The organism is Weissella viridescens, assembly GCF_001437355.1.
Taxonomy (GTDB): Bacteria; Bacillota; Bacilli; order Lactobacillales; family Lactobacillaceae; genus Weissella; species Weissella viridescens.
This window is the reverse complement of record NZ_JQBM01000007.1, coordinates 1-14,437: the sequence shown is the minus strand read 5'-3', so window position 1 is coordinate 14,437 and position 14,437 is coordinate 1. Positions and strand designations below refer to the sequence as shown.

Below are 14,437 nucleotides of genomic sequence, written 5' to 3'. Positions count from 1 at the left end.
ATTACAATTAAAAACTTCAATATATGCTTAAAAGAACAATTACAATTAAAAACTTCATAGATGAATGAGTTGGTGCAGGTCAAGAAATGTGATATATTAATACACAAGAACATCAACGTGGGAAACCAGATTTCCCGGAAAGAAAAGAATAGGACAATTATGAGCACTAATTTAAGCATTATGCCATTCGGTGGGGTACGTGAGAATGGAAAAAACATGTACGCTGTCACCGTAGGAAAAGACATTTATATTTTAGATGCAGGATTAAAATATCCTGAAAGTGATTTATTGGGAGTTGACGTCGTCATCCCTGATTTTAGTTATTTAACTGAACATAGCGAAGACATTGTTGGTGTGTTTTTAACACATGGACATGCGGATGCCATTGGCGCATTACCATATTTGCTGAATGAAGTTCAAGTTCCTGTCTTTGGTTCAGAATTGACAATCGAATTGGCTAAACTAGCAGTTGAAGCCGAACCAATTTCAGCTGGATTTGATGATTATCACGTTGTTCGTGGTAATACTGAAGTAGTGATGAACGATGTAACGGTATCTTTCTTTGAAACAACGCATACCATTCCTGATTCATTGGGAATTGTTTTGGAAACGCCAGCAGGACAAGTTGTTTATACTGGTGATTTTAAGTTTGATACAACGGCCTTACCAGATTACCGGACTGATCTTGCACGTTTAGCAACAATCGGTACGAAAAAGGTGACAGCACTCTTAGGAGATGCGGCAGGAACGGCAAACCAAGGTGAAGTTTCGCACGAATCTGCTATTGGTGACTATATTCTGGAGACATTCCGTGGTAACAAGCAGGAACGTATTATTGTTGCTGCAGTCGCTTCAAACTTACAACGGATTCAACAAGTTATCGATGCGGCGTATAAGGTTGGACGTAAAATTGTTTTGTCGGGCCAGGATCTAGAAAAAGTTGTTCGAACAGCCTTACGTTTAAAGAAATTGCATCTACCAGTGCATGAAAATGAATTGTTTGTGTCATTAAAGAACATGAATAAATTAGCACCTGAAGAAACTGTTATTTTGGAGACGGGTCGCATGGGTGAACCAATCCGTCATCTACAACGTATGGCGCGTGGCGACGATCGGAATATTCAAATTGGTGAGGGCGATCTCGTCTTTATTGCAACGACGCCTTCAACAGCTATGGAAGGATATGTTGCCCGTACGCGTGACTTGTTGTACCGTACAGGAGCTAAAGTAAAGCAAATTTCAACAGATATGCACTCATCAGGTCATGGATCAAGTGATGACTTCCAACTATTACTTAATTTGTTGAAGCCGGAAAATGTTATTCCTGTTCAAGGTGAATATCGTGCCATGAATGCTGCTAAAAAAGCGGCACTTGAGGTTGGTTACGATGAAGACCAAGTCTTCATGCTTGAAAAGGGTGATCGCCTTAACTTTGATGGGGACAAGGTAGACCTTGGTGGTTCTGTCCAAGTTAACGATACAATGATTGACGGATCTGGTGTTGGTGATATTGGGTCAATCGTTCTAAATGACCGACGCATTCTATCAGAAGATGGGGTCTTTATTGCGGTTGTGACGATTGATCGAAAAAAGAAGAAGGTTGTGGCTAAACCAAAGCTTGATTCACGTGGTTTCGTTTACGTCAAAACGTCTAAGGATTTGATGCAAGAAGCAAGTGACCTCGTTGAAAAGACCGTTTCTGATGGCATTAAGAACACAAAAGAGTTTGATTGGTCTAATCTTAAGAACTCTGTACGCGATGCCTTAGGGAAATTCTTGTATGAACAGACACGCCGCAAGCCAGTGATTTTGCCAGTGATTATGGAGGCGAACCAAAATGGTCGTCGTCGCAAGCGCGGTAATGGACCAAAGAACAACAAGGCTAAGCAAAGCCATGAATCAAACCAGTCCAATGCTGATAAAAAGCAAAATGAAAATAAACATGCTGGGAAGCCTAAGCAAAATAATCAAGCTAAACAATCCAAGCAGGCAGAGAGCAACAAAAAGTAATTTTAAAATTTAATTAGCTCACTACTAGGTTGATAATCTGGTAGTGAGCTTTTAGTTAAGAATAGAGAGGGTTTACGGATGTTGGAGATTGATAGTGCCGAGTTACAAAAGTTAGGTAATCAAGCAATAGCAGAAGGCGACGATGAGCACGCGTTAATGTATTTTGAAGAGGCCTATAGTAAGGAACAAAGTTTTGCGTTAAACATTAAGTTAGCCGAACTATATACACAACATGAACAAAATGAGTTGGCCAACGATCTTGTACATGAATATGTAGCAGAATATGGAAGTAGCACGATTGAGGCACAACGAATCTTCATTAACGCCTGTTTAAATGCAAATGCCTTTATTGACGCACGACAATTTATCTATATGAATCATCTTGATAGTGGTTTTTTGGAACAAGTCACTGAATCTGAAAACCACTTTCGAGATACACAACAAGCCGCAGTACTGGAAAATAAAAAAAGCTTTTATCATTTAAGCGATGCGCCAATGGGGCAGCAATCGCAGATTGTGAGACGGGCGAAACATTTACCACGCCCTGAATTCCTGTTTTGTGCAAAATATATTTTAATTGATCCATTTGCACATCAATTATCTCGGGTGAGTGTACTAGAAGAATTGATGAAATTGGGTGTATCAGAAGAAATTGAGATGATGAGTTTAATTGGACAGCATGAACGGGTTGTGCCAAATCAGATTCCGTTTTTAACACAACAATCTAAATTCAAAGCAGTGATGAACTTACTCGCGAATTCGCCCCTTGCCAATGATCCGACACAATTCGAAATTTTGAAGCAACAGGTTAACCTTTGTTTAATGTTAATGATGCCTAACCTCGATCAAGCAATTTCAGATGTTAAGGTTTGGACAGAACAAACACTACTCATGTTTGGGATGGAATTTTCAACGACTGATACAGAGTCAGGGGCGCAAAAAGAGTGGCGGGATGCTTTAAATCAGGCATTAATGACTTTATAAAAGACAAATGCTGAAAAAAGTTGCACTTTTACGATTTTTTCATTGAAAACGGCTTTACAAAAGGTCTTAGTTTTTATATAATAATTTCAGTTTCCCAGGGGTGCTATGATTTTTTAGATTGTAGTTTTATTCCGCTGTGGAATGTAGTATACTTATAAGCAAGCAATAATAGTTAGTCACTCATGGCTAGCTTGCAAAATTAGGAGGATAAGCTTTTGGCTAAAGAAGAATACAACCGTACAAAGCCGCACGTTAATATTGGAACTATTGGTCACGTTGACCACGGTAAGACAACATTGACTGCTGCTATCTCAAAGGTTTTGGCAGATAAGGGATTGGCAAAGCAAGAAGACTTTGCTGCCATTGACGCCGCACCTGAAGAACGTGAACGTGGTATCACGATCAACACTGCACACATCGAATATGAGACAGAAGCTCGTCACTATGCTCACATCGATGCCCCTGGTCACGCGGACTACGTTAAGAACATGATCACTGGTGCTGCCCAAATGGACGGTGCTATCTTGGTTGTTGCCGCTACTGATGGTCCTATGCCACAAACTCGTGAGCACATCTTGTTGGCTCGCCAAGTTGGTGTTGACTACATCGTTGTCTTCTTGAACAAGACTGATCTTGTTGATGATGACGAATTGGTTGACTTGGTTGAAATGGAAGTTCGTGAATTGTTGTCAGAGTATGATTTCCCTGGTGATGATATTCCTGTACTTCGTGGATCAGCTTTGAAGGCCCTTGAAGGTGATGCAGAACAAGTTAAGGTTATCGAAGAATTGATGGACACTGTTGATGAATACATCCCAACACCTGTTCGTGATACTGACAAGCCTTTCTTGATGCCTATCGAAGACGTCTTCACGATCACTGGTCGTGGAACTGTTGCATCTGGTCGTGTTGACCGTGGAACTATCCACTTGAATGATGAAGCTGAAATCGTTGGTTTGAAGGACGAACCTCGTAAGACTGTTGTTACTGGAATCGAAATGTTCCACAAGTCAATGGACATTGCTGAAGCTGGTGATAACATCGGTGCTTTGCTACGTGGTGTTGACCGTACTGAAATCGAACGTGGACAAGTTTTGGCTAAGCCAGGTTCAATTCACACACACAAGAAGTTCTTGGGTGAAGTTTATGTCTTGACTAAGGAAGAAGGTGGACGTCACACTCCATTCTTCACAAACTACCGTCCACAATTCTACTTCCACACAACAGACGTTACTGGTGTCGTAGAATTGCCAGAAGGTGTTGAAATGGTTATGCCTGGAGATAACGTGACATTCGACGTTGAATTGATCGCTCCAGTTGCCCTTGAAAAGGGATTGAAGTTTACTGTTCGTGAAGGTGGCCGTACTGTTGGTGCCGGAACTGTTTCAGAAATTTTGGACTAATATCAACTACCTTTAATGACTCGGTTTACTGATCATTAAACTAAAAAAGTGATACTATTTATTAGTATCGCTTTTTTTGTGTCGAAAATAAGAAATGAGGAGTCTTTATGCAAGTCTATTTAGCAGCACCATTCTTTAGTGATGAACAAATTTCGCGGGTTTCAATTCTTGAACAAGCACTGGAAAATAACCCAACTGTCGATGATTATTATTCACCACGCCAGCATCAGACAACGGATGCACCACAATTTTCTGCAGCCTGGGCAGCTGAGGTTTTCCAGCGAGATGTCACACAAGTTCGCAAGGCAGACGTGATTGTCACTGTGGCGGATTATCGCGATAATGATGCTGATTCTGGTACAGCCTTTGAACAGGGAATGGCGTATGTGTTAGAAACACCAATTGTTATGTTTGAAGAGACGGACTATCAAACTAACCTCATGCTAACAGAATCACTCACGACGTTCATTTCGGATCCAAGTGAATTAGCACAACTTGACTTTCATGCGTTGCCAAATCAACCATTTTCAGGTAAAAGATTGTAGTCACTTTAGCTATGGATATTGAAATTAACCATCTTTCTGTTATACTTAGTAAGTATGTAATGATAAATTAAAAGTCATGAAATTTAAAAATGACAACTGGAGGAACAAAGATGGCAAATGCAGTTTTCACCAAGGGTGATGGTAATAAGGGAACTTTGAGCTTTGAAGTACCTGTTGACGTATATGAAAAGGGAATTGATCAGGCCTTTGAAGATGTAAAGAAGGATGTTTCAGCACCTGGTTTCCGTAAGGGCCACATGCCAAAGCAAATCTTTATGCAAATGTATGGTGAAGAATCATTGTACAACGAAGGTTTGAACAAGGTTTTGCCTGAAGTATTTGATGATGCCGTTGCACAAACTGGTATCCAAATGGTTGGACAACCAAAGATTGAACTTGATTCAATGGAAAAGGGACAACCTTGGAAGATTTCTGCCGAAGTTGAACTTGCTCCTGAAATTGAATTGGGACAATACAAGGGTGTTGAAGTGCCAGCTACTGATGTAACTGTTACTGATGAAGATGTTGATGCTCAATTGAAGCAACAACAACAAGAACAAGCTGAATTGGTATTGGTTGAAGAACCAGCCAAGGATGGCGACACTGTTGTGATCGATTTTGACGGTTCTGTTGATGGTGATCACTTTGAAGGTGGACAAGCTGATAACTACAGCCTTGAACTTGGTTCAGGATCATTCATTCCTGGATTTGAAGAACAATTGGTTGGTGCAAAGGCTGGCGATGAAGTTGATGTGAAGGTTACCTTCCCAGAAGAATACCAAGCAGATCTTGCTGGTAAGGACGCTTTGTTCGAAGTTAAGGTTCACGAAGTTAAGTCAAAGGAAGTTCCTGAACTTGATGACGAATTCGCCAAGGATGTTGACGAAAGCGTTGACTCACTTGACGAATTGAAGGCTAAGATTAAAGAAGGTCTTCAAGAACAAAAGGAAGCTGATGCTCGCGAAGCCAAGGAAGATGCTGCTATCAACAAGGCTGTTGATAACGCAACTGTTGTAGGTGGAGACATTCCTGCATCAATGATCAACGAAGACGTGGATCGTCAAATGAACCAATTCTTCGCATCAATGCAACAACAAGGAATTACGCCTGACTTGTACTTCCAAATCACAAATTCATCAGCTGATGATTTGCGTAAGCAATATGCTGAAGGTGCAGAACGTCGCGTAAAGACAAACCTTGTTTTGGAAGCCATTGTTAAGGCTGAAAACATTGCACCATCTGAAGATGAAATTTCTGCCGAAGTTAAGTCACTTGCTGACCAATACGGTATGGAAGAATCTGCAGTACGTGCTGCTTTGTCAGATGACATGCTTGCACATGATATTGCTATCAAGACTGTTGTTGATGAAATCGTTGACAGCGCTGTTGAAAAGTAATTTCAATTAAAGAAAACGGATACCCAATTGGGTATCCGTTTTTGTTTTAGTAACAATCGTAGACTTTGGTTAATATTTACCTAATTTTCTGTTATAATATTATTTACGATAAAAAATAAATGATTACAAATATAGGAGGTGGGAGTGTGTTTAATTCTACCGATGAAACAACTGGTGTTGCTTACTGTTCTTTTTGTGGTAAGTCATCAAATGAAGTAAAGAAATTAATTGCCGGACCAGGTGTATACATTTGTAACGAATGTGTGGAGCTCGCAGAAGATGTTATCAAGGAAGATTTACAGTTGGACGCTGAAAATCAACAACTAACATTGAAGTCACCCGCAGAAATTGTGGCCGATTTAGACCAATATGTAATCGGTCAAGACGATCCGAAGAAGACATTGGCTGTAGCAGTGTATAATCACTACAAACGTGTTAATGCAATGCTGGATAAAGCCGTCAATGATGATGAAGCTGATGGTGTTGAATTACAAAAGTCAAATATTGCCATGATTGGGCCAACTGGTTCTGGTAAAACATATATTGCACAAAGTTTGGCGCGCATTTTGAATGTGCCGTTTGCCATAGCTGATGCAACGACTTTAACTGAGGCTGGTTATGTCGGAGAAGATGTTGAAAACATCCTTTTGAAGTTACTCCAAGCCGCTGATTACGATGTTGAGCGTTCAGAAAAAGGTATTATCTACATTGATGAAATTGATAAGATTGCCAAGAAATCTGAAAATGTCTCAATTACACGTGATGTTTCTGGGGAAGGTGTTCAACAAGCATTACTAAAGATGCTAGAAGGGACAATTGCTAACGTACCGCCACAAGGTGGGCGTAAGCATCCTAACCAGGAATTTATTCAAATTGATACGACAAATATTCTCTTTATTGTTGGTGGAGCTTTTGCTGGTATCGATCAAATTGTTAAAGAACGTGTCGGTGCAAAAGTTGTTGGTTTCGGAACTGATTCAAAGACAGCTAAGTTCAATGAGTCTGAAGATTCAATCATGAAGCAGGTCCTTCCAGAAGATTTGATGAGTTTTGGTTTGATTCCCGAATTTATTGGGCGTTTACCAATTCTGACTGCTTTAGATGAATTAACTGAATCAGATCTTGTACGAATTTTGACGGAACCAAAGAATGCGTTGGTTAAGCAGTACCAAGAATTAATGCGTTTGGAAGGTGTTGACTTAGAATTCACGTCTGATGCACTTAGTGCCATGGCGCATCTTGCAATTGAACGTGAGACCGGTGCGCGTGGTCTTCGTTCGATCATTGAGGAAACGATGCGTGATATTATGTTCGAAGTGCCATCACATGATGATATCAAGGAAGTCATTATTGACGCTGATACCGTAAATGAGCATGTGGCACCTCAGATCGTAAAGAAATAGGTGAAAAAATGGAAGTTCATAATGTTGCATTAACAATTTCAGCTGTTCGACCAGAACAGTATCCCAAGGATGGGCTACCAGAAATTGCTTTTGTGGGACGATCAAACGTAGGTAAGTCTTCACTAACCAATACTTTGATTAATCGTAAGGCTTTCGCACGAACATCTTCACAACCTGGTAAGACGCAAACATTAAATTTCTACCGCGTCGAGGATGAAGTGTACTTCGTCGATGTTCCCGGATATGGGTATGCAAAAGTTTCACGTAAAGAGCGTGAAAAGTGGGGCGTGATGATTGAGACATATCTATCTCAACGACAAGAGTTGAAAGGTGTTATTTCACTTGTCGATGCACGTCACGAACCTTCTGAAGAAGATATTAATATGTATAATTGGCTCCTTTACTATGAAATTCCCGTGTTAGTTGTCGCAACTAAGGCCGACAAAATTGCACGTGGAAAGTGGAATAAAGCAGAGTCTGTTATTAAAAAGGCACTAGATTTTGATCCAACTGTTTCAGATTTTCAGATGTTTTCGTCAGAAACCAAATATGGAAAAGAACAAGTGTGGGATTGGATTGAAGCCCATATGGGTTAACCAGTGATAAAAGTTGAAACACCCAAGACAAGTTCATCGTCTTAGGTGTTTTTCTTTAAAAAGAGAGGAAAATGAAATGGCCAATAAAAAACGTTATAAGGGAAAAATTGGAACGCATGATGTCGTTATTACGAGTACAAAAGAGGATGCTTACATGGACGCGGTGTTTTCAATTGCCAACCAGCAATTAGAACACTTAAATGAAGCAAATCCAACGCTTTCTGCTGAAGACCAACTCGTTTTATTAGCAATTAATGCGATTTCTGATCAGCTAGATATGCAAACTGAACGAGACGCGGGCAAAACAGAATGAACGTTCTAACCATAATAGTGATCATTGCGTTGATGCTTGCGTTTTATCGAGGTCAAATGTATGGTTTGGCGCGAAGTGTTATTCGCTTTGGTGGACGTTTTTTAGTTTTCATAATTGCGCTAACGTACAGCCATGGGCTTGGCCAGTGGTTATATGCTAATCTAATTAAGCATTTCAATATTACTTGGTTAAAAGAATCTGGTACCGGAGATATGATTAATCAGCGGGCGGAATTTTTATCGGCTGGCTTGGCCTTTGCTTTGATAACCATGATTGGATTTATGCTTGTTCGTCGAGTCGAACGGCACGTTAAATTTGTAAATCGAATCCCTTTTTTGGGAACGTTGAATCGACTCGGTGGCGGAATTGTCTATCTATTACTTATATATATAGAATTATTCTTCTTATTTGTTTTTACGCAAGATTTACCAATTGCGTGGTACCACAATCAAATTATGGATTCAAACTTAATTCAATGGATGATTAAAGAGACACCCTATTTATCATCCGAACTCTATAAAATGTGGGTGTCACAAACTGGTGGGGAGGTAACTAGTGAATAATAAAATTTTGAACACTTTAGAATATGCTACGGTAAAGGATCAAATTAAGCCGTACCTGTCTACGGAGAACGGGATTAAGGAACTTAATCAATTACATCCAACATCCGACAAATCTCTAATGGAAACTTGGCTTGCTGAAACCGCTGATGCGGCTAAAGTTCTGCGGTGGGAAGGTGGCCTTTCAATTCCTAAATTGGCCGACGTTTCAGAGAATATGAAACGCGTTAAGATTGATGCTGCATTAAGTGGGACTGAGTTGGCCCAAGTAGGGCGTGTTTTATTTACAACTGGTCAAGTTCGACTTTTCTTTGAGAACTTAGTCGCAGATCGTGATGATCCAATGACAGCTTTAGCACCGTACTATCAGAGACTCGTGACAATGCCAGATGTTACGAAACAAATTAATGTTTCAATTGATGGTGATGGTCGAGTTACTGATGAAGCGTCGCCTGAATTACATCGTACGCGACAGGGAATTGCTTCAACTGAAAATAATATTCGTCAAAAAATGCAAGATTATACGCGTGGAAAATCTACACAGTACTTATCTGACGCAATTGTGACGATGCGAAATGATCGATATGTTATTCCGGTTAAAGCTGAGTACCGTAGTAAATTTGGTGGCGTTGTGCACGACCAGTCACAAACAGGTCAAACATTATATATTGAACCAGCTGACGTTGTTGATATGAACAATCGTCTACGTGAGTTAATTGTTAAAGAGCACCACCAAGAAGCACAGATTTTACAAGATCTTTCAGCAATGCTTAAGCCAGTTGCTGATGATGTGCTTAGCAATGCGACCGTTTTGGGACATTTAGATTTTGTAAATGGAAAGGCACGTTACGCGGTAAGTATTCGGGCAACTGAACCAGAAGTGAGTGCGGCGAATGATGTACGTCTGTTACAAGCGCGCCATCCATTACTTGACCAACAAAAAGCGGTGCCTAACGACATTATTATTGGCGAAGATTATCAATCTATTATTATTACGGGTCCCAATACTGGTGGTAAGACCATTACTTTAAAGACGCTGGGGCTCTTACAATTGATGGCACAGTCAGGGATGTTCTTGCCAACAGATGAACACACGACCGTTGGGGTGTTCGAAGATATCTTCGCAGATATTGGTGATGAACAGTCAATCGAACAATCGTTGTCAACATTTAGTTCGCATATGGTTAATATTGTCGATATTTTAGATAAAGTAAACGAACACTCACTTGTGCTTTTTGACGAATTAGGTGCAGGAACCGACCCACAAGAGGGTGCAGCATTAGCTATGGCGATTCTTGATGCGGTGGGCGAAACTGGTGCATACTCAGTTGCAACTACACACTACCCTGAACTGAAAGTTTATGGATTTAATCGTGTTGACACGATTAATGCTTCTATGGAATTTGACATTGATTCATTAAAGCCAACTTACAAATTCTTGTTGGGAATCCCTGGACAATCAAATGCCTTAGAAATTTCAAAACGACTCGGCTTGCCACAAAACATTGTTGATAATGCTGCGAACATGGCGACTGATGAGTCTCAAGAATTGAATGACATGATTGCTGATTTAGTTGAGCGTCGAAATGCTGTTCTTGATCAACAGGTTCAATTATCGAACCAGATTCTAGAAAACCGAAAAGTTAAGAATGAGTATGATCAAAAGTTAGAGAAGTTAGATAACGAAAAAGCAAGAACGATTGAGGAAGCTAAAAAAGAAGCCAATCATATCGTTGCTGATTCTAAAAAGAAAGCTGATCGCATCATTTCTGACTTACGTAAGATGCAAAGAGATGGTGTTCAAGTTAAAGAGAACAAGTTGATGGATGCTAAAGGTGAATTGAATGCCATGGAGCAAAAACCATCAGCTGAAAATAACCGTATTCTTAAAAAAGCTAAAAAGGCCAAGCATGATGATATTCAAGTGGGGGATACCGTGCTGGTTAATGAGTATGGCCAACAAGGAACTGTATTACGTAAATTGAAGAATGATCAATATGAAATTCAAATGGGAATTTTGAAGATGGTGTTGGCTGAAGATGAAATTACCCGTCAAGATCAACCAACTAGTACTGGGTCTGGAGCTGCGAAGCAAAAGGTTAATAAAAAGCGCAAGGAACATGTTTCAACCAATCAGGCTCAAAATCGCATGCATGCTTCAGCAAAGTTGGATTTGCGTGGTAAGCGATACGATGCTGCAATGGGTGAATTGGATCGCTTTATTGATCAAGCCATGTTGAATAATTTGCCTTCAGTTGAAATTATTCACGGTAAAGGAACTGGTGCAATTCGTCAAGGTGTGCAAGAATACCTACGATCACATCGAGGCATTAAAGACTTTAAGTTTACCGGACCTGACCAAGGTGCAACCTATGTTGAATTTTCATAATTAGATTATGTAAAGTTTCTGCAATGCAGAGGCTTTTTATTTGTTAATTATGAGATGCGAGTTACTGTCCTTGTGAGAACAAATGTTTTTAATAAATGAGTTGTGTTTATGCCAGGATTAGTAGATGTGATTGGATAACTAACCCGGCTACCTATTGCATTTATATGACAAAGTGCTATACTTGTTTTTAGTAACTAAAAAGTGAGGTAAACACAATGGCTGTAACTGATATTAAAGATGCAGAATTTGATGAAAAGACAAGCACTGGCGTTGACTTGATTGATTTTTGGGCTACTTGGTGTGGTCCTTGTAAGATGCAATCACCAGTGATTGAGCATGTAGCTGAGGGCCGTTCAGATGTTAATTTCTATAAGATGGATGTTGATGAAAATCCAAAGACGGCCCAAGAGATTGGTGTATTAGCCATTCCAACTTTGTTAATCAAAAAAGATGGCGAAGTTGTTGATCGTATTACTGGCTACACCCCTGCTGATGAATTAAACAAGATTTTAGATAAATATACAAAGTAAGCTAAAAGAGCTGTCAGTGATGACAGCTCTTTTTATATATAAATAGTAATTCATTAAATATAGTAAGTGATATAATAGAATAAGAAATAATGTTTCAGATAAATGGAGGTAATGACATGAAGGATAACGAAGAAATTCAAGTATTGGCGGATTTAATTCATATTGATAGCCGGAACGGAAACGAATTGCCCGTTGCTGAATATTTAAAGCATTTGTTTGATGAACATGGGGTTAAGTCAGAAATTCTACCACTTTCATCTGATCCAGCGCATCGAGCTAATTTAGTTGCAGAAATTGGTTCAGGTAAGCCGGTGATTGCCTTTACGGGTCACATGGATGTTGTTGATTTTGATAAAAGTGAATGGGATACTGATCCACTTACTTTAACCATTAAAGATAATAAGATGTTTGGACGTGGTGCAACCGATATGAAAAGTGGGGTTGCGGCAACAGCCTTAGCAATGATTGCATTACATGAGAATCAAGTGCCATTGAATGGAACGATTCGCTTGTTGGCCACAGCTGGTGAAGAAGTGGGCATGAATGGTTCTGAAGAACTTGAAGCAAAAGGTTATATGGATGACGTTGATGCATTGGTTGTTGGAGAACCCAGTGGCTTGCGTATTGGCTTTGCAAACAAAGGTGAGCTAAATGTTACGCTAACGGCGCAAGGTAAGGCTGCACATAGTTCGATGCCGGACTTAGGAATTAATGCCTTACAAAACATAGTAGATGCTTGGCAAGATATTAAGCAAGGCCTTGAATCTGAAGTCTCTGGAAGCACTGATGAGGATTTGGGAAAGTTGGTCTTTAATTTAGATGTACTTAATGCAGGGACACAACCTAATGTGATTCCAGGAGATGCAGAAGCTCAAATCAATGTTCGAACTACACCAGAGTTTGACAATGACGCCGTATTCAACCTAATTCAAAATCATGTTGAACGCTTCAATCAAACGCATCAAGGGACCATCACTGTCGCAAACACTATGGATATCAAGCCGGTTAAGGGTGATAAAAATGCTAAACTTATTCAATTGATTGAGCAGGTTGCCAAGAAACATAACCATGATGATATTCCCGTGCTTGCTGCACCAGGTGGAACCGATGCTTCGCGGTTGCTTTTACATAAGTCAATTGGCTTTCCACTTGCTGTGTTTGGACCAGGAAATCCGTTAGTTCAACATCAAGCTAATGAATATTGTGATAAAGACATGTATCTCCAGTTTGTTACGATGTATCAAGAATTAATGACTGAAGTACTAAAATAATCACTTTAAATTTGTACTTGAAAAAAACTGAAAAAGGTCTAAAATTTAATTTGTTAAATAAATCACAATAAGAGGTGCGAAATATGTCTGATCGTTTAAATGGAAAAGTTGCTATTGTGACCGGTGGAAGTATGGGAATTGGTTATGCAATTGCAAAGCAATTCGTGAATGAAGGAGCCAAAGTTGTCATCACGGCACGTAAAGTTGAAGCAGGAGAGCAAGCTGCTGCCGAGATTGGAACGCCTGATCAGATTCGTTTCTTGCAACAAGATGTTGCTGATGAAGCACGTTGGACTGAAATTTTTGATGAGACCGAAAAGCTTTTTGGTCCAGTGACGACTTTAGTTAACAATGCTGGTATTGCTTTAGCTGGTGATATTGAACACGCAACAACAGAAGACTGGCATAAAACTGTTGCTGTTAACCTGGATAGTGTGTTCTATGGCACGCGCCTAGGGGTTCAAAGAATGAAGCATGCGGCAACTGGGGCTTCTATCATCAATATGTCTTCAATCGAAGGGTTCGTAGGGGATCCCATGTTGCCTGCCTATAACGCAACTAAGGGTGCGGTTCGTATGCTCTCAAAGTCAGCTGCACTTTATACAAGTAATAGCGATTACAACGTTCGTATCAACACAGTTCACCCTGGATACATTAAGACGCCAATGGTTGAAGGTACACCAATGGAAGCAGCGATGGCTGCACGTACTAAGACGCCAATGGGACACTTAGGTGAGCCTGATGATATTGCTTACATGTGTGTATTCTTGGCTTCGGATGAATCTAAGTTTGCTACCGGTTCTGAGTTTGTCGTCGATGGTGGATATACAGCACAATAAATTTTAAAACAGTTCAAAAGATGCTATCAATAATGTGGTGGCAATTTTTTTATTTTTTTTAGAAAAAGCGTTGACAAAAGAGCTCCTTTTCTGTAGTATTATTTAAGTTGTTTGAGGGAAAACATTTTAACAAAAGCAGCAAAGTAGATCATTGAAAACTGAATATCGTTTCGATATAAACAAATGTGTAGGGTCAC

The 14,437-nt window shown here is 39.9% G+C and carries 13 protein-coding genes; all 13 read left to right on the top strand.

Annotation, left to right across the window (positions count from 1 at the left end):
• Nucleotides 1-159 precede the first annotated feature (159 nt).
• The gene (locus IV50_RS07540) at nt 160-2,010 is read left to right on the top strand and encodes a ribonuclease J (protein WP_057747194.1); all 1,851 of its coding nucleotides are present in this window, start codon (nt 160-162) and stop codon (nt 2,008-2,010) included.
• 78 nt (nt 2,011-2,088) lie between these two features.
• A complete protein-coding gene (locus IV50_RS07535) occupies nt 2,089-2,994 on the top strand; it encodes a hypothetical protein (protein WP_057747192.1) in 906 nt (301 codons plus the stop codon).
• Nucleotides 2,995-3,209: 215 nt separating this feature from the next.
• Nucleotides 3,210-4,397, top strand: a complete 1,188-nt coding sequence (gene tuf / locus IV50_RS07530; RefSeq protein WP_057747191.1) for an elongation factor Tu — start codon at nt 3,210-3,212, stop codon at nt 4,395-4,397.
• A 107-nt stretch (nt 4,398-4,504) separates the two neighbouring features.
• Nucleotides 4,505-4,942, top strand: coding sequence for a nucleoside 2-deoxyribosyltransferase (locus tag IV50_RS07525; RefSeq protein ID WP_057747189.1), 438 nt, complete (start codon nt 4,505-4,507; stop codon nt 4,940-4,942).
• A gap of 110 nt (nt 4,943-5,052) precedes the next feature.
• A complete protein-coding gene (gene tig, locus IV50_RS07520; protein WP_057747187.1) occupies nt 5,053-6,339 on the top strand; it encodes a trigger factor in 1,287 nt (428 codons plus the stop codon).
• Nucleotides 6,340-6,485: 146 nt separating this feature from the next.
• Nucleotides 6,486-7,742, top strand: coding sequence for an ATP-dependent Clp protease ATP-binding subunit ClpX (clpX, locus tag IV50_RS07515; RefSeq protein ID WP_141325011.1), 1,257 nt, complete (start codon nt 6,486-6,488; stop codon nt 7,740-7,742).
• An 8-nt stretch (nt 7,743-7,750) separates the two neighbouring features.
• The gene (gene yihA / locus IV50_RS07510) at nt 7,751-8,338 is read left to right on the top strand and encodes a ribosome biogenesis GTP-binding protein YihA/YsxC (RefSeq protein WP_057747183.1); all 588 of its coding nucleotides are present in this window, start codon (nt 7,751-7,753) and stop codon (nt 8,336-8,338) included.
• A gap of 76 nt (nt 8,339-8,414) precedes the next feature.
• Nucleotides 8,415-8,651, top strand: a complete 237-nt coding sequence (gene zapA / locus IV50_RS07505; protein ID WP_057747181.1) for a cell division protein ZapA — start codon at nt 8,415-8,417, stop codon at nt 8,649-8,651.
• Complete coding sequence (locus IV50_RS07500) at nt 8,648-9,214, top strand: CvpA family protein (RefSeq protein WP_069201689.1); 567 nt, start codon at nt 8,648-8,650, stop codon at nt 9,212-9,214. The genes zapA and IV50_RS07500 overlap by 4 nt, the downstream gene beginning before the upstream one ends.
• Nucleotides 9,207-11,600, top strand: a complete 2,394-nt coding sequence (locus IV50_RS07495) for an endonuclease MutS2 (RefSeq protein ID WP_057747176.1) — start codon at nt 9,207-9,209, stop codon at nt 11,598-11,600. The genes IV50_RS07500 and IV50_RS07495 overlap by 8 nt, the downstream gene beginning before the upstream one ends.
• Before the next feature lie 215 nt (nt 11,601-11,815).
• Nucleotides 11,816-12,130, top strand: coding sequence for a thioredoxin (gene trxA / locus IV50_RS07490; protein WP_057747174.1), 315 nt, complete (start codon nt 11,816-11,818; stop codon nt 12,128-12,130).
• A gap of 116 nt (nt 12,131-12,246) precedes the next feature.
• On the top strand, nt 12,247-13,401 hold the full coding sequence (locus IV50_RS07485; protein WP_057747172.1) for an ArgE/DapE family deacylase: 1,155 nt from the start codon (nt 12,247-12,249) through the stop codon (nt 13,399-13,401).
• Between the two features lie 83 nt (nt 13,402-13,484).
• Nucleotides 13,485-14,240 (top strand): NADP-dependent (R)-specific alcohol dehydrogenase, encoded by a 756-nt coding sequence (locus IV50_RS07480; RefSeq protein WP_057747170.1) that lies wholly within the window; start codon nt 13,485-13,487, stop codon nt 14,238-14,240.
• Nucleotides 14,241-14,437: the final 197 nt, after the last annotated feature.